The sequence below is a fragment of the Flavobacterium sp. GNP011 genome, assembly GCF_056428925.1.
Map to the genome: position 1 here is coordinate 219,878 of NZ_JBWJVJ010000002.1, position 17,942 is coordinate 237,819.

Here is a 17,942-nt window from a genome sequence, read left to right on the forward strand (position 1 = left end):
TCAAACTCATCTTCTGAAAACATCTCTGAATTGGTACAGTAATCTTTCAATCAATCTTAAATCATCGGTAACAATATCAGCAGTTCCGATCATTTCTTGCTGGAAAATGATTTGCTTTTTATAAGAGGTTTCTAATCCTTTGGGCAACGAAACATTAATCAACAAATTACCATCTTTATCAGGCGTTAAGGAAATTGCTTTTATAACACCTTTGATAATTCCAAATTCACGGTCAGGATAATTTGCTAATCTTAAATTAACGGTTTGACCTACTTTAATTTTTCCTGAATTTTGTGCAGGTGCTTTTACCTTACCTATATAACCACTTTCATTTGTTGGAATTACAGCAAATACATTATCCCCAGCATTTACGGTTTGATTTTCTGCCCAAAGTTGCAAAAAACTAACTTTTCCTTCAATCGAAGAGCGTAAAACATAGTTTAATTCCCAATCTTTAATCGCTTTTTTAAGCCCATAAAATGCTTGAATGACATTGCGCTCCAAGTTTACATTTTCTTTATTCTCATTAATTTGAGTAGTTTTACTATTTTTATTCAGCTCGTTTAAGGAAGATTTTAAAGTAGAAATAATACTTAAAACTCCTTTAAAATTCTTTTGAGATTGTAAATAAATTAATCGTTGTTTCTCGATTTCTTGAGTAGCAATAATTCCTTTTTTATACAAAGTTTCGTATCGGTCTAAATCCCTTTTCTGTAAATCTAGTTCGTTTTGATTGATGCTTTTTTGTGATTCTAACAAACTCAATCGTTCTTTCAGTTGCATGGCTTCATAACTTTGTGCCGTTCCTTCTACTTGATAAGGTTGTAATTTAGCATTCAAATCATCAGCTATGCTTTCTTTTTGAAACACTGCAAAAAAACTTTCTATTTCTCCCAGTTGAGCCGATTTTAATTTCTCAAACGGAAACTTATTTTTATCAATATCAATAGTGTCAACAATACTTTTCAATAAAAAAACATCTTTATAATTAGAAGCATTTTCAATAACCGCTAAAGGGGTATTTTTATAAACATTGGCTTTATCTACTACTAAAATAGCATCAATTTTACCTGATACTTTGGCGACTAATTTTTCGGGCGGTGTGTTGGTTGTAATCACAATTTGTGCTGTAATTACATCGGGATACTTAACCAGCCAAGACACAAAAAACAGCGACAATACTATTATCAATACAACAATTGAACCCCAACGTATCATCCAATGCGGTACTCGTGTCAAGATTTCTTGTACTTCTTCGCTTCTTAATTCTATTTCTGCATTATCTGGCATTATCTCTTTTTTTAAATCTGAAAACAAAAATCATTTTTTTATTCTAACCAAATATGAAATCAAAAATCGTTGATCTACAATCAAAAATTCTATGTTCCTAATTGCAACTGGTTACGAACCAATTCAAAATAACTCCCTTTTAGTTTTACTAATTCTTGATGATTCCCAACTTCAACTATTTTTCCTTTTTCTAATACTACAATTTGATCAGCATTCATAACCGTACTTAATCGGTGGGCAATTACAACAACCGTTTTGTTTTTAAAGAAAACATCCAGTTTGCGCATGATTTCCTTTTCATTGTTAGCATCAAGAGCAGAAGTTGCTTCATCAAAAAACAACATTTCTGGATTTTTGTAAACAGCTCTTGCAATAAGTAACCTTTGTTTTTGACCAGTACTCATTCCAATACCTTCCATTCCAATTTTGGTATTATAACCTAATGGATAATCTTGAATAAAATCTTTAATGTTTGCTACATCGGCAGCATAAACCAGTCGTTCTTTATCAATAATATCAACCCCAATAGCGATGTTATTGGCAATCGTATCATTAAAAATATATCCCTCCTGCATCACAGTTCCAACGTGCGAACGCCAAGTTTTTTGTGCTATAGCTTTTAACTGTGTTTTATCTATTAGTATATCTCCAGTGTTCGGCTCATAAAACTTCAATAACAATTTCATTAAAGTTGTTTTGCCGCTTCCGCTAGTACCAACAATTGCGGTTATTTTATTAGCAGGAATAGTTAAGTTTAAACCCTCTAAAACCGGAATATCAGAACCAATATATCTAAAACTCAAATCTTTTATAACAATATCCGCCTCTTTTGGAATTTCGTGTGATTGAGTATCTTCTTGTTGTGTTTCATCTTCTTTCTCATGTATTTCCGATAAACGAGCTAATGATATTTTGGCATCCTGTGCTTCACGAATAAAATTAATAAGTTGAATAATTGGCCCGTTCAAACTACCCACAATACTACTTATTGCCAACATCATACCTAAAGTAATTTGACCATCGACAACGAGTTTTGCCGAAAGAAAAATGATTACAATATTTTTGATTTCGTTAATAAAATTGGAACCTATATTTTGAGTTTGTTCCAATACCAAACCTTTCATTGAAACCTTAAAAAGTCGTGCCTGTACATATTCCCAACCCCAACGTTTTTGTTTTTCGGCGTTATGTAACTTGATTTCTTGCATCCCATTGATAAGCTCAATAACTTTACTTTGCTCTTGCGAAACTTCTGCAAAACGCTTATAATCCAACTTCTCTCTCCGTTTTAAAAACAATATTACCCAAAAGAAATAAAGAATACTTCCTGTAAAAAATACAGCAAATATTTTAAAGTTATAATAGGCTAAAACGCCACCCAAGATAAACATATTGATGAGTGAAAACAATACGTTTAGTGATGAAGTGGTTAGAATTCTCTCAATACGATGATGGTCGTTAATGCGTTGCATAATATCGCCAGTCATACGAACATCAAAAAAAGAAATAGGTAAATTCATTAACTTGATAAAAAAATCAGAAATCAAGGAAATATTTATCCTTGTAGAAAGGTGCAACAATATCCAACTTCTTATCAATTCCAAAGCGGTTTTTCCAATAAACAAAAACAATTGTGCAAATAATATCAAATAGATAAAATTAATATTCTGATTTTGAATACCAACATCGACGATACTTTGCGTAAGAAATGGGAAAATAAGTTCCAACAAACTTCCAGCTACTAATCCAATAATGAGCTGAATTACAAAAGATTTATACGGAAATACATATTTAAATAGAAGAGAAAAGCCAAATCCTTTTTTATCCTCACTGTCAAATTCTACTTGATAAAATTTTGGAGATGGTTCAAATAAAAGCGCAATTCCCTCTTCTGTTGTTTCATCGGCATTATTACCTATCCAGTTTTTGATAAATTCTTCATTAGAATAATCTATTAATCCATGACCAGGATCTGAAACACAATATTTATCTTTTTTTATATCATAAAGCACGATATAATGTTCCTTATTCCAATGTAAAATACAAGGCAGAGGAACTTCTTTAAGTTTTTCTAATGATGTTTTTATTCCGAGAGTTCTAAATCCAATTTTTTCGGCCGAATCAGAAAGATTTAATAAATTACTACCCCCTCTTGTAGTTTCAGATAGAATCCTTAATTCTTGAATATTCAATAATTTACCATAACTTTTGGCTATAATTTTTAAACAAGTTGGGCCACAATCTTTGTAATCAGCTTGTAAATAATTGGGGAAATTCTTCAAAATTTTATTTTTTGTTATTTATACCATTTAAGTCGTAAACATAAATGCCAAAGTTTATTCGTTTCTGGATTTAAGATTTTTTTAATTTATTGCTATTTTTTATTAATTCATTTTAGCAAAAATCCTCATCTTCTACCAAATCATTTATAAAATAGATTAATTCCTTTCTATCATATTCTTTTGGAAAAAAATAGTTATTAATAATTATAGTAGGTGTAAATGATATACCATTTTCTTGATTCCAATTAAATTGTTCATTGAGTATTTCATATATTTTTAAATTACTCAATTGGGATATGTCGGTAGAATTTAATTTATCTTCATCTTTGTTTTTATACCAATCGTATAGTCCTTTTATAAAAGCATCTTGTCCTTTGTTGTAATAAAGTTGGACTAATTTCTGATGAATTCTTTTTGATTTTTCATCACTTTGTTCATAATTAAAATTGAAACGAATATCAAAACATACCTTATCATTGTGTTTTTCTAATATTTCTCCAATAAGAGCATCAATTTCTGAACAATGTTCACAAAAAGGGCTTGAAACAATTATTATTTTTAAACTAGCATTAACGTTTCCTAAAATAATATTTCCGGAATTGATACCTTTATAATCTCCTTTTGAAGAAGCTAACAATGTGTTTTTAAAAATCTCATAATTCCTCATAAAGCGATTGCCTTTAATTCGAAATTCTTCCAATTCTTTTTGTTTAGTCAATAGTTTTTTCAGAACAAACCAAATTAAACTGATAGATAAAAAAACTAAACAAAATCTAATAAATGATTGAAAAGTAATAGTTAATATATTGTTTTGAAACGAAACTAAATAACAAATTTCTAAAAGAATAAGCGTTATAATGAACAAGCAAATAGGACACCATTTCTTCTCTATAAATTTTTGATAATATAACGATAGAAATAGAACAGGAGTAGACCCAAAAATCAACACTTTTTGGATTGAGAAAAAGCTAACAGTATTTCCGGTGAACAAAAACACGAACAGTCCCAAAAATTGAGAGGAAAAAAAAACAATGCTTAAATCACTAAAATTTATGACCTTAAAAACTTTCCATTTAGTAGAACCAATGACAGTAGTACAACTAGTAGAAGTCGTAATGTTACAAAAACTATTGAGCAACTCACTTTTTACGCCAAATAAATCTTTGAGTGTCGCAATAGAAAACAAAATTCCAAAAATTGGGAATGCAAAAAACAGTTTTGCTTCTAAACTTTCCTGAAATTGTATTGTGGTTATCACAAATAATGCTAGACATAACAAGGATAAAAGCCAAAAAACTTTGTTTTTGGTTGAATTTCCGATGTTTTCTATTTCTGATTCTGATACTTCTATTAGTAATACAAGGTTACCCCATCGAAATTCTAATTCTGATTTAGATATTTCAATAGTTTTCTTGTCTATTGTATAAAAATAAGTATTGTCTATTTTTTCAACAAAGTATAGTTCTGAATTACTTTTTTCGTTACTTAGAAGTGCTACAAAACGGATAGGTAATAAATCTATTTCTTGAGCACTTACTTCAATCGCTCCGTTTTCAATATTATAAAAACTTAAAGTATCTGAAATTGCTAATATAGTTGGGTAGTCTGGATGATTTTCTACTTGGTATGAGAAGTCTTCAAAGTTTATTTTTATACCCTCACTTTTAGCATAGGAAAAGACAGATTTTATATTTTGATTTAAAGTCATTATTAATTGTATTGCTTGATTCAATAAGTTATTTCAGTCTAATAACTGTTTTTGTTTTCATTTACATTTATAAGTTGTTGATTTATAGCGCTTGGTAATGGATGTTTTTTTATTTGTTCTTTCCAATATTCAGTTTTGTAAAAGCTTCGATCTTTATCAATAGAAGTTTTGCTATTTTGTGGTTTTTTATCATTATAAATGATTTTATCATTAATGAAAATTTCATTAATTGTTTCCACTGCATTGTATTTCCCTTTAGTATTAGATTCAACCATTGTTTTTTCACTGCAAAATGAATAAGAAAGATGCCTTATATCTCCTTCTCCAACCCATTTCTCTTTATTATTATATCTTCCTGAAAATTTCCAAAAAAGTACTTTTACTGCTTCTTTTCCTTCAAAAATTTCATTAACATTGATTTCAGCAGGGTTATTGTATTTGTCATTAATAGTGTACCCTACATTTTTACCTTCCTCAATAACAGTATATAAACTATCTTTTGTCTGTTCTAATTTGTATCGATTCTGCCCTCTTTCCAAAATGTCTCTTATGGGAATACGATAATTTAAAAAATCATCAAATCTACTTATACTAATTATTCTTGATTTTTGCTTAACACTATCTATTTTAAAAGTTCTATATTCCGTAAAATAGTTTTTTATTCCTGTCGCAAAATCATTATTTGAGTTCTCATAAGGAATATGGTATTCTATTAAAGCATCTCCGTATTTTATAAGTTTATTATTTACTAATTTCCAGCTTCTAATATATCCTTTTAGGGTATAATATTTTTTAGAAAATTTCTTAATAATAATCACTGGTTCTAACTCATACGATTTTATTTTTTCTAAATATATAATTGTGGGAATTTCATCAATTTGGTATTCAATAGGTAAATAGTTAGAATCATAAACCAAGATACTTTTTATTTCAGATTGTTGTAAATGAGTTCTATCGAATTCAAATTGACCTTTTAAATTCGAATTACCAATCAGACTTCCATTATCCGAAAAAACTTGTATTCCGTTTAAAGGTTTTTTATCTAATTTATCTATAATGCTTATTTTTATATCTTGTGCATTTACTAGAAATGGCAGTAATAGTAATACTGTTTTTATGAAATTCATATTTTTAATTTTAAATTTTAGTACACTTGTAAAGAACAAGTGTACTAAAATAAGATAAAATTTAATCTTGAGCAGCTCTACATGCTTTCCATTGAGCATTTGTATCGATAGAGCCATCAATAAGGACAACTTTAAATACTACAACGTCAATTGAATGAGCTGAACAATACAACCAACTGTAACCTCCAGAAATCGATTTCATTTCTTTTCTAGAAAGCGCACCTTTTACATTTTTTAAACTAATTTTTTTCATCTTTTCTATTTTTTAGATGATTAATAAACATTTTGTTACTCAATTAAAACTTTCAAAACAATCCTCTTTTCAATCAACCACGTGCACTTGATTTCTTTACAAAAGTATGAATGTAATATAATTTTCGTCAAAAATAGCATATAAACAAAACAATACTTATGCATTTTTATGCGAATTATTCGCATAAAAATTTCGTGTAAAAAAGGTTGTGTTTTTAAAGAAACATTGACGTTTACTAATATTAAAAATATCACTAAAAGTGGGTATTGTTATTAAAACTTGATTTCGTTTTATTTGCAAGAAAAAAATGTCTGAAAATAAATTATTAAAAGTGCGGTTAAGTAAAGGACTTTCGCAAGAAAAACTAGCAGAATTAATTGGCATGGATCAATCTAGTTATAGTCGAAGGGAAAAAGGACTTAAGAAAATTTCGGATACAGAATGGACAAGGATTGCCAAAGAATTAGGGGTAAAAAAGGAGGATATTTATGAAATAAGCAATCAAAACACAAAAGGAAATAACTCCTCTAACATTTATTCCTTTAACATGCCTGACTTTATTTTAGAATACATTGAGGTATTAAAAAATGAAAATACTGCTCTTAGAGAAAAATTAAAAAAATTATGATAAGAAGTATTCCTTTTAAACTAATTTTTGCATCAAGAAAAAAGCCAAATAAAAACAAAAATTTTCATTTTTATTTTTGTATTTTTTCAAATCAACATACTAATCGATGATCAAAATTAAACTTCTTTTTATAGCACTACTTTTTGTATTTCAATCTGGTTTCTCACAAACTGAAAAATTAATTAAAGGCAAAGTTTTGAGCGAACAATTTCCTGTAGAAAAAGTTGAAGTTGCTAATTTCAGTTCTAAAAAAGTCAGCATTACAAACTTAGCTGGTGAGTTTTCTTTAGTAGCACAAGCGGGTGATGAACTCATATTTATTTCAAAAAACCACGATATAAAAAAAATTATAATTGATCAAAAAACTATTAACAAAAACAACCTTCTTATTTCATTAACCCTTAAACCGGAACAACTAAAAGAAGTAGTGGTACAAAACACTCCTTCAATCAAATTAAGTAAAGATGCCAAATGGGAACAAGCCAAACTAGATCAATACACATTAGAGAAAAATGCTAGCAAACTAAAAAATCCAGGGGTTTACGATGGCACCATTGAAAACGGCATGGATATAATGAGGATTGGCGGAATGATTGCTAAATTATTCAAAAAGAAAAATACCGACCTTGAGACAAAAGGTCCTGTATTACCTTTCGCGGAAGCATCAAAAACAAAAATCGAAACCGAATTTTATACCGACACTTTACAACTTCGTCAAGAAGAAATAGCTTCTTTTCTAGACTTTTGCAACAAAGACCCCAAGTCGAAAATAATTGCTGCACAACAAAATATACTTTCACTGCAAGAATTCCTGAGCAGTAAAATATTGCATTTTAAAAGCCTCTAAACTTTTAGTAATTAAACTGACTGAAAACTGTGACTGAAAACTGTCAACTATCTATTCAACCACCAAATACTTCCGTTCAAAACCGCAGCAAAACTCACCCATACCAAATAAGGGATCAACAAATACCCCGCAATCTTGTTTATTTTTGCAAATTGAATGTAGGTTTCAAAAATCATCAACCACAGGACAACTATTTCTAATCCTGCAAGCATTGGGTTATGCAAGCCAAAAAACAAATACGACCACAATGCATTTAGTCCCAGTTGTATCAAAAAGAAAATTAAAGCTTTTTTAACGACCACTTCATTGCTTTTAATTTCGTTCCAAACCAATCCTGCTGCCACACCCATCATCACAAACAATGTACTCCAAACTGGTGCAAAAATCCAATTGGGCGGATTAAAACTTGGTTTTATCAAGGTAGGGTACCAAGTTGTAATGGCGGAGCGGGTAACCATTCCTGATGTATATCCAATGGCAAGACAAATAACAACTGCTACTAGTATTCGGGTGATTTTATTCATTTTTATTTTATTTAATATAAGTCAAATTTACTCAAATATTCAGTAGGATTTCATAAAACAATAAAAGCTTTCGCTAAACCGGAAAATGGAGTACAATTGGAACTAATTTTAAGGAATACATTACGGTTTAAAATACATCCAAAAAAAATTACCCGGTATTAATTGAAAAAAAATGCTTTTAATATAAAGAAATTTTAAAGATATTATAGTTTTTTTTGTTGAATAACATCAAATAATTCTTTCTTGTAGGTATCACCAATTGGGATACTTTTTCCGTTTATAAAAACATTTAAAGAATCCGTTTTTGTGATATGACGCAACGAAACAATAAATGATTTGTGCGTTTTAACAAAGTAACTAGTTGGTAAAAAATCCTCGATACTTTTTAGGGTATTATTGGTAATCACTTGTCTGTCCTTTAAATGAATAGCAACATAATTTTTTAGCCCTTCGATATAGCAAATCTCATTGACATAAACTTTTTCAAAATTATTTTTACCATCTGTTTTGATAAAAATAAAATCATCCACTTCTTTTGGAACCTCTTTTACCTCAACTTTAAAAGTATTTTTCACTTTTAAAACCGCTTCGTAAAAACGTTCAAATTCAAATGGTTTTAATAAATAATCAACGGCATCCACTTCGTAACTTTGTATGGCAAACTGCGGATAAGCAGTCGTGAAAATAATTTTTGTTTTGCCTTTCACGAGTTTAGACAATTGCAAGCCTGTTAAATCGGGCATTTGAATATCCATAAAAACGAGGTCAATACCTCCTTCTTCGATAAGAGATAATGCTGTAAGTGCACTGGTGGTCGAAGAAACTAATTCCAAGAAGGGAACTCTACTCAAATATTTCTCTATCAATCGGATAGCAGGCGGTTCATCATCAACAATTAGGCATTTTATTACTTTCATAATTTATATTTTAAAGGGCAATTGAAGCAAGGTTGTAAATACATCATTAGAATTAGTGTAAAGTAAAACAAAATCCTCCTTATAAATTGCGTTCAATCTACGTTCTAAATTGTCTTTTCCAATGCCGGTATTCGTATACTTTTCTGAAGATGAAATCCTATTTGACGTTTCAATAATCACTTCACGCTCTGTGATTTGTATTTTAATCTTGGCTGGAAAGGCCGCATTATTAATCATGCCATGTTTGAAAATGTTTTCGACAAAATGTATAAAAACAAGCGAAGGCACTCTTTGTTCACCAACAATTCCTTCAACGGTGTATTCTAAAAATAAAGTATCTTCAAATCTTTTTCGGTGTAGATAAATGTAATCTTCTATGAATTTAATCTCTTTGCTGAGGGGCATAAACTCATTTCCAGCTTCATACGTTACATACCGCAGGAGTTGAGATAAACGATAAATATCTTTGGCCACCTTGGGTTGCACATCAATTAAATCAGTGTAAAAAGTATTTAAGGTATTGAACAAAAAATGGGGTTCGATTTGTGATTTAAGTAAATTCAATTCTGCTTTGTTGTAGTCGAGTTCTAGCTTGTGCAGTCTACTTTGATTGGCAGCAAATTCAAAAAAGTAATACACTACGGTGCTATACAAAATTGATTTTATAGCAAAAATCGAATTATCAAAAGTGTAGAACAAAAACTTGCGGGATTCTTCAAAATAATTGTGTTTCCCTGTAAAATGATACAAAATTACTTCCTCCAGCAGGTATCGAACACGTCCAAAAATAATAATCAAAAATAGTACACCAATAGCAAATCTCCAATAGTGTTTCTTTCCTAAAGTGTAGGGACTTACAAAGTAAAAATTAACCGAATACGTTGTAAATGTTGCTGTGTACATGATGATTTGATTGTAGTTTAAGGGGAGTTGAAAATTCCTCAAAAAGCCCTTGCTGCCTCCATACACATAATCCGAAAAAAGGTCCATCAATAAAATAATGAGCACAAGCCCAATATGAAAGTACCATTGTTTTTTATTTATATCCATGAATCGAATTTACGCATTCTAGTTTTACTTATTATTTTTTTTTGGATGAACGCCTGATTTCTCTGTACGAAAAGGTTTTTTTTAACCAAAACAATAAAAAAATTCTTTTTCCAGGTTTCATGTAGTAGAAAAGCAATCTGGTGTAAAACAACTTTTTGCATTATGTATCTCCTATACATTTGCTGACAACAAAACCAAACAACATGAAAACCACAATCGCCTTTTTATTATTTTTCAACATTAGCCTACTGTTTGCACAAAGCCCAAAAATTGCAGGAGTAGTTACCACAAAAAAAAGCACCGAGAAAATAGCTTTTGCAACTGTTTCCCTTTTTGATGCCAATAAAAATTCTTTTATTTCATTCACCACAACTGATGAAAATGGAAAGTTTCAAATTCCTCTTACTGCTGCAGCATTCTACATCAAAATCGAATTGTTAGGTTATAAAACCTTACAGTCAAAAACCTTCGCATCTACTACTAAAAATGTAACTCAAAATTTTGATTTAGAGGAAGATTCGGTAGCGCTAAACGAAGTAGTAGTGCTACAAAAAAAGAGCGTTATAAAACTCAGCAGAGACAAGATGATCGTAGATATCGACAAAGCAGGTTTTGGTAATGGCAATGACGGACTAGAAACCTTAAGTAAATTGCCTGGTGTACAATTGGATAAAGATGACAATGTAGTGTTTAGAGGTAACGCCAACCTTCAAATAATGATTGACGGAAAACCATCGCTTTTATCAGGCGAGGAGTTGAAACAATATCTTAAATCAGTAGATGGCGCCAACATTAAATCCGTTGAAATAATAGCAAATCCTTCGGCAAAATATGATGCATCAGGAAGTGCAGGAATTTTTAATATCGTTCTAAAAAAATCAGCCGCTACCGGTTTAACTGGAAATGCAAGAACCTCAGTAGGCTATGCGGAGTTTATCAAAAATAATAACGGATTAAACCTGTACAATAATACCGAAAAATGGAATCTTAAATTTGGCATGAATTACGGTTACGTAGAAAGTGTAAATCGCAGAACGATAGATCAAACCGTAGTAACGCCTACAATTACAACTACTTTGCAACAAAAAAATGATTGGCTACCCGTTTCAAACAATTATTCAGGAAATTTTGGAGCAGGATATAAAATCAATAAAAATGCGAGCATGGGTGCGTCAGCCAATTATTCCTTGTACAAAAGTGATGAATTTACAAAAGGACGTACCAACGAATTTGATGATATGGTTTACAAAAGATACACCATCTTAAACACTCAAAACGACTTGGTAAACAATACATTAACGGGAACTGTATTTTACAATTTTGCATCTGATAGTTTGGACACCAAGATAGATGCTCAAATTAATTATGCCAATTATAAAAATGATAGCGACCGCATAACGACCAACTCCTACTTCACATCGGATACGAATGAAATGTACCGCAACACCGAAGATGTAAAATATCAAAACCCTACAAATTTCAATATCATCAGCGCACGAGTAGACTTCGAGAAAAAGATCAATGACAAATTCAACTTTGAAACCGGTAGCAAACTGAGTTACGTAAACAATGACTACACTATTATTTTGCAAGATAAAAATGATCAAGGAGAATACATTACAAACACCAACAGAAGCAATCAATTAATTTACAAAGAATCCATTCTATCGGGCTATGGCATTACCAATTTCACCAAAGGAAATTTTGACATTCAAGCAGGACTAAGAGCAGAATATATCAATTACAATGCAACCTCATTAACCTCAAATAACACCAACAAAGACAACTATTTATCGCTTTTCCCTTCCTTTAGTATTAACGGGAATTTCAAAAACGATCAATTCAAGTTTTCATACAGCCGCCGTATTCAAAGACCGCGCTACTTATACTTAAATCCTTATTTTGAATATATTGACACCTATAATGTTTCTGTAGGAAATCCAAATTTAACACCTCAATTTACAGATGCATTTGAAGTGGTGTGGATTAAAAAACAAAAAACATCACTTTCTCTTTTTGCTAATTTCTCGAAAGATGAAATGTACCAAATTATTTATTATGATACTGATACCAAAATAACTACTTTGTTCTTTGACAATATCGGTAAATCAAAAACTATTGGATTGTCACTCAATACAAGTATTACCGTTAAAAAATGGTGGGAAGCACAGTTCAGTAGCGAGCTTACGTATGGTCAAGCAACTTCTGATTTGGAAGGCTACAAATTTAACGATAGTGGTGTCTCATTTTCGGGAGCGTTAAATCAATCATTTACTCTGGCTAAAGATTGGAGTGCCACTTGGAACAGTTTCTACAGCCAAAACGGCGCTTACGGAAACACCACTTTCAAACCATCCTACGACATGTCATTTACCATGAGAAAAGACTTTTTTGACAAAAAAATTCGTTTGAACTTGAGTGCTCAAAATGTATTAAGAAAGAGCCAGTGGATACAAAGCACCAAACAAGATAACGTAACTACTAATTGGGTCAATCGTTGGGAAACTCGCAAAATAACGTTGTCCCTTACGTACAATTTTGGAACAGCAAAAAAGAAAGAAGTAAAAGAGGCCGACCTGAATGAGGAGCAAAACAGATTGTAATGAGATGTCGGTTGGTTTTCTTCGAAATGGCTTCGATTTAAAAAAATCAGAGAATCAGTGGATGCGAAAAAAAAGTATCTTTGCGTAAATTTTTTATTTTATGATTGCAGCAAACGATTTTATTCCATCATCATATACCAACACTGTTGAAAGCGGGAATTTTCAATGGAGCGCACCTAGTAATATTGCACTTGTAAAATACTGGGGGAAAAAAGAAAATCAAATTCCAGCTAATCCATCGGTGAGTTTTACATTGAATAATTGCAAAACGATTACCAAATTGGCTTTCGCCAAAAAAGAAAACGACGGTTCTTTCTCTTTTGATTTGCTTTTTGAAGGGCAGCCTAAAGAAGATTTCAAACCAAAAATTCAAAAGTTTTTGGAGCGAATAGAAATCTATTTGCCGTTTTTAAAAGATTATCATTTTACAATTGATACCGAAAATACATTTCCGCACAGTTCCGGAATTGCGTCATCAGCATCAGGAATGGCTGCTTTGGCCATGAACTTGATGAGTTTAGAAAAAGCGTTAAACCCAACAATGTCTGAAGATTATTTCTATCAAAAAGCGTCTTTACTTGCCCGTTTGGGTTCTGGAAGTGCTTGCCGAAGTGTAAAAGGACAAGTCGTGGTTTGGGGCAATCAGGCAAACATTCCTGGAAGTTCAGACTTATTTGGCGTGGAATTTCCGCATGCGATCCATCCTAATTTTAAAAATTTTCAAGATACGATTCTATTAGTTGACAAAGGTGAAAAACAAGTTTCAAGTACAGTAGGTCATGACTTGATGCACAACCATCCTTTTGCCGAAAGGCGATTTGCACAAGCGCATGAAAATCTAGACGCACTGATTACTATTTTTGAAAGTGGCGATTTAGACTCCTTTATTAAAATTGTAGAAAGCGAAGCCTTAACCTTGCACGCCATGATGATGACTTCTATGCCGTATTTTATCTTGATGAAACCAAACACATTACAAATCATTAATGCCATTTGGAAATTCAGGAATGAGACCAAAATTCCGGTTTGTTTCACGCTAGATGCAGGTGCCAATGTACACGTTTTGTATCCCGAAAACGTTAGCGAAAAAGTTTTGCAATTTATTAAAGAGGAATTAGTTGGCTATTGTCAAAATGGGCAGTACATTTGTGACCAAATAGGAAACGGAGCAACGCTTGTTTAATCTTTTTTTGTGTATCTTTAAACATTCTTAAAAAAAGAAGTTGATGGATATTCAATCAGAAAAAATAGAATTGATCAAAATGTTACTCGAAACTACTGATACTTCTTTATTAGTAGCAGTTAGAAACATATTTGAAACACAACAACAAAGCGTTTGGACGGAACTATCAGCCGAAGAACAAGAACAGATTGAAATTAAAATCCAAGAAGACAATCGAGGCGATCAATTGGATTTATAAAAAATAAATACAGTATAATTACCAACCCCAAATTGTTAATTTAAAAATACATATGAAAGGACCATTATTTTATTCAAAAATATTACTCTTTGGAGAATACGGAATCATTCGTGATTCAAAAGGGCTTTCTATTCCTTATAATTTTTACAACGGCGCTTTAAAGAGAGACGAAAATCCATCTGATGAAGCGATCAAATCAAACGGTCATTTAAAACGATTTGTTGTTTATTTAGAAACCTTGCAAACGGAGCAACCGGAATTAGTTACGTTTGACCTTGACTTATTAAAAGAAGATGTTAATACGGGAATGTATTTTGACTCTAGTATTCCCCAAGGTTACGGTGTAGGAAGTAGCGGTGCATTAGTTGCAGCTATTTATGATAAATACGCTCACCATAAAATCACGGTTTTAGAAAATCTAACTCGTGAAAAATTATTGCAGTTAAAAAATATATTTTCTCAAATGGAGAGTTTTTTCCACGGAAAAAGTTCTGGTTTAGATCCTTTGAATAGTTACTTGAGTATTCCGATTTTGATTAATTCGAAAGATAATATCGAAGCAACAGGAATTCCAACTCAAAGTTTTGATGGTAAAGGTGCTGTGTTTTTATTAGATTCAGGTATTGTTGGCGAAACCGCACCGATGGTCAACATTTTTATGGAAAACCTGAAAGACAAAGGTTTTAGAACCATGTTGAAAAATCAATTTGTAAAATACACTGATGCTTGCGTTGAAAATTTCTTAGGCGGAGATATGAAATCACTTTTCATGAACACTAAGAAACTTTCAAAAGTAGTTTTGAATAATTTTAAACCAATGATTCCGGAGCAATTTCACGGCATTTGGCAACAAGGTATTGACAGTAATGACTATTACCTGAAACTTTGCGGATCTGGTGGAGGTGGTTACATTCTTGGTTTTACCGAAGACTTAGAAAGAGCCAAAGCTTCTCTTAAAGATTACAAACTAGAAGTAGTTTATCAGTTTTAATCATCCTCTCCCTAACCCTCTCCAAAGGAGAGGGAAAATAAAACCTAAAGCAGTATCTTTAGTATTGGGAACCATATCTTATTAAAAAAATCTAAATGTTAAGCAGACAACACAAACTTCTAATAATGAAAATTGCAAGTTTGTTCTCTGTTGTGCGAGGATATAACATTCCTGTCATTATTATCGCACAATACCTTTCGGCGATTTTTATATTGGCACCAGAAAAAAGAGCACTTGACATTATTCTCAATTTCAATCTTTTTATATTGGTATTTGCATCGTCACTTACGATTGCTTCGGGCTACATCATCAATAATTTTTACGACAGTCAAAAGGATTTAATCAACAGGCCTACTAAATCGATGTTAGATCGTTTGGTGAGTCAAAAAACCAAATTACAAGTCTATTTTACACTAAACTTTATCGTAGCTTTGATGGCGTTGTTTGTATCTTGGCGTGTATTTTTATTCTTTTCAGGATACATCTTTTTCATTTGGTTTTATTCTCATAAAATAAAAAAACATCCTATAATAGGAAATCTTACCGCTTCGTTACTGGCTGTAATGCCTTTTTTTGCGATACTTTTGTATTTTTATACTCGGATTCCATTTGAAGAAATTGAAAATTACAAACAACAACTTGGTGTTATTTTTGCCCATGCATCTTTTTTATTTTTATTACTGCTCATACGAGAAATGATCAAAGATTTAGAGAACTTAAAAGGCGATTTAATCAATAGTTACCAGACTATTCCTGTGGTGTATGGTGAATCACAATCTAAAAAAGTCATTACTTTATTAACACTACTCACTATAGTGCCTGTATATCTTTTGATTGCTATTTATGATGTGGGGTACATGGATATTTACTTTTACTCCAGCCTTATTGTTTTGATTTTTTTCTTGCTGTACTTGTGGAAATCCAATGCTAAGTCTCAATTTTTATTGCTTCACAATGTCTTGAAATTTCTTATTGTTGCAGGTGTTTTTTGTATTGTACTCATTAATCCGAGTGTACTGTGGCACGGAAAAAAATTATTGATGACGGTTTAGATTTATTCTAGTTCTAGAATATAAAAGGGTTGCATAAATACGCTGAAAGACTACCAAATGTTTCATTGAAGATAGCCCCGATTACTTCACTATATTTCTACTTTCAGCGGAATTCAGTGAACTTCGTTTGCAGTGAAAATCCTTTTCTTTTTTCCTTTAAAAAAGAAAAGATTGCAACGGATAGCGGGAATTAGCTCCAAAAAAAACGATACTTAAATATATTAATTAGCTTACTAACTAGCCAGTTAGCGTTTTTATAATTGGTGGTTATTGATTGCCAAGTATATAAATAGTATCTTTGCATAAATTATTGGAATATTATGAATAACAAGGAAGGCAATAATAAGAAAAGTGGTCCAAGAGCAAACAGCTCAAGACCAAGTTCGAATAAGCCAAAACCTGCCATGCAGAAGCGCGCTCAAGGGCCGAAAAAAGTTAAAGTTACTACTAAAGTTGCCGATATTGCTACTGATAAAGTAGAGAAAAAACCAAATCAAGCACCAAAGAGACCGAAAGTAAAAGACGAAATTCGTTTGAATAAATATATTGCCAATTCTGGTGCGTGCTCACGTCGTGATGCCGATATTTACATACAATCTGGGACGGTAAAAGTAAATGGAATTCCTGTAACCGAAATGGGATACATGGTAAAACCAGGTGATGTTGTGAATTTTGATGGATCTACATTGACTCCGGAGAAAAAAGTATACATCTTGTTGAACAAACCGAAAAACTTTACGACAGCCATGGACGAAGGTCAGGAATACCGTAACGTTTTGGAACTGGTTAAAGGTTCCACTACTGCAAAAATTGGTGCGGTTGGGAGAATGGACAAAAACACAACTGGTTTGTTGTTGTTCACGAATGATACTGATATGATTCGTAAATTTACGTTGCCAAGTCAAAAATCATCTAAGATTTACCAAGTTTCATTAGACAAAAATCTAAAATTTGAAGATTTAGAAAAAATCCAAAAAGGATTAACGCTAGACGGTCACCGTGTTTTTGTAGAAGACGTAAGTTATATTGATGGCGAAGCAAAAAGTGAAATTGGATTGCAATTGCGTTCTTCAAATGTGAAAGTAGTTCGTTCTATTTTTGAGCATTTTGACTATGATGTATTGCGAATTGACAGAGTTGCTTTTGCTGGTTTGACCAAAAAGAATTTACCAAGAGGAAACTGGAGGTTGCTTACGGAACAAGAAATTATCAATTTGAAAAACGTATAATCGCTTTTCAAAATTTCATT

Annotated in this window: 16 protein-coding genes; 8 read left to right on the forward strand and 8 right to left on the reverse strand. The window is 31.6% G+C overall.

Features of this window, described 5'->3' with window-relative positions:
- Positions 1–6: 6 nt before the first annotated feature.
- The 5 genes from AC061E_RS03530 to AC061E_RS03550 form a co-directional block, all read right to left on the reverse strand.
- Positions 7–1,290 carry an HlyD family secretion protein gene (locus AC061E_RS03530; RefSeq protein WP_478285023.1) on the reverse strand — a complete coding sequence of 428 codons (1,284 nt, stop codon included), beginning with the start codon at positions 1,288–1,290 and terminating at the stop codon, positions 7–9.
- Between the two features lie 89 nt (positions 1,291–1,379).
- A complete protein-coding gene (locus AC061E_RS03535) occupies positions 1,380–3,572 on the reverse strand; it encodes a peptidase domain-containing ABC transporter (RefSeq protein WP_478285024.1) in 2,193 nt (730 codons plus the stop codon).
- A 112-nt stretch (positions 3,573–3,684) separates the two neighbouring features.
- A complete protein-coding gene (locus AC061E_RS03540; RefSeq protein WP_478285025.1) occupies positions 3,685–5,280 on the reverse strand; it encodes a thioredoxin domain-containing protein in 1,596 nt (531 codons plus the stop codon).
- A gap of 38 nt (positions 5,281–5,318) precedes the next feature.
- Positions 5,319–6,407 (reverse strand): hypothetical protein, encoded by a 1,089-nt coding sequence (locus AC061E_RS03545; RefSeq protein ID WP_478285026.1) that lies wholly within the window; start codon positions 6,405–6,407, stop codon positions 5,319–5,321.
- Positions 6,408–6,468: 61 nt separating this feature from the next.
- Entirely contained in the window at positions 6,469–6,660 is a 192-nt protein-coding gene (locus AC061E_RS03550) for a hypothetical protein (protein ID WP_478285027.1), read from the reverse strand.
- Positions 6,661–6,967: 307 nt separating this feature from the next.
- Here AC061E_RS03550 and AC061E_RS03555 point away from each other — a divergent pair, with 307 nt between their 5' ends.
- Entirely contained in the window at positions 6,968–7,288 is a 321-nt protein-coding gene (locus AC061E_RS03555) for a helix-turn-helix domain-containing protein (protein ID WP_478285028.1), read from the forward strand.
- 106 nt (positions 7,289–7,394) lie between these two features.
- Positions 7,395–8,135, forward strand: a complete 741-nt coding sequence (locus AC061E_RS03560; RefSeq protein WP_478285029.1) for a BamP family beta-assembly machinery protein — start codon at positions 7,395–7,397, stop codon at positions 8,133–8,135.
- Positions 8,136–8,182: 47 nt separating this feature from the next.
- Here the strand turns inward: AC061E_RS03560 and AC061E_RS03565 are convergent, their stop codons facing one another.
- The 3 genes from AC061E_RS03565 to AC061E_RS03575 form a co-directional block, all read right to left on the reverse strand.
- A complete protein-coding gene (locus AC061E_RS03565; RefSeq protein ID WP_478285030.1) occupies positions 8,183–8,659 on the reverse strand; it encodes a TspO/MBR family protein in 477 nt (158 codons plus the stop codon).
- Positions 8,660–8,862: 203 nt separating this feature from the next.
- Complete coding sequence (locus AC061E_RS03570; RefSeq protein ID WP_478285031.1) at positions 8,863–9,576, reverse strand: LytR/AlgR family response regulator transcription factor; 714 nt, start codon at positions 9,574–9,576, stop codon at positions 8,863–8,865.
- A gap of 3 nt (positions 9,577–9,579) precedes the next feature.
- Positions 9,580–10,626 (reverse strand): sensor histidine kinase, encoded by a 1,047-nt coding sequence (locus tag AC061E_RS03575; RefSeq protein WP_478285032.1) that lies wholly within the window; start codon positions 10,624–10,626, stop codon positions 9,580–9,582.
- Positions 10,627–10,829: 203 nt separating this feature from the next.
- On the opposite strand from AC061E_RS03575, the gene AC061E_RS03580 reads away from it, so the two are divergent.
- From AC061E_RS03580 to AC061E_RS03605, 6 genes are all read left to right on the forward strand, one after another.
- A complete protein-coding gene (locus AC061E_RS03580) occupies positions 10,830–13,229 on the forward strand; it encodes an outer membrane beta-barrel protein (RefSeq protein WP_478285033.1) in 2,400 nt (799 codons plus the stop codon).
- 100 nt (positions 13,230–13,329) lie between these two features.
- A complete protein-coding gene (locus tag AC061E_RS03585) occupies positions 13,330–14,412 on the forward strand; it encodes a diphosphomevalonate decarboxylase (RefSeq protein WP_478285034.1) in 1,083 nt (360 codons plus the stop codon).
- A gap of 43 nt (positions 14,413–14,455) precedes the next feature.
- Positions 14,456–14,650 carry a hypothetical protein gene (locus tag AC061E_RS03590; protein ID WP_478285035.1) on the forward strand — a complete coding sequence of 65 codons (195 nt, stop codon included), beginning with the start codon at positions 14,456–14,458 and terminating at the stop codon, positions 14,648–14,650.
- A gap of 52 nt (positions 14,651–14,702) precedes the next feature.
- Positions 14,703–15,641 (forward strand): mevalonate kinase family protein, encoded by a 939-nt coding sequence (locus AC061E_RS03595; RefSeq protein ID WP_478285036.1) that lies wholly within the window; start codon positions 14,703–14,705, stop codon positions 15,639–15,641.
- Between the two features lie 95 nt (positions 15,642–15,736).
- Positions 15,737–16,693 carry a geranylgeranylglycerol-phosphate geranylgeranyltransferase gene (locus tag AC061E_RS03600; RefSeq protein ID WP_478285037.1) on the forward strand — a complete coding sequence of 319 codons (957 nt, stop codon included), beginning with the start codon at positions 15,737–15,739 and terminating at the stop codon, positions 16,691–16,693.
- 320 nt (positions 16,694–17,013) lie between these two features.
- The gene (locus AC061E_RS03605) at positions 17,014–17,922 is read left to right on the forward strand and encodes a pseudouridine synthase (RefSeq protein WP_144891393.1); all 909 of its coding nucleotides are present in this window, start codon (positions 17,014–17,016) and stop codon (positions 17,920–17,922) included.
- The last annotated feature ends 20 nt before the right edge of the window (positions 17,923–17,942 follow it).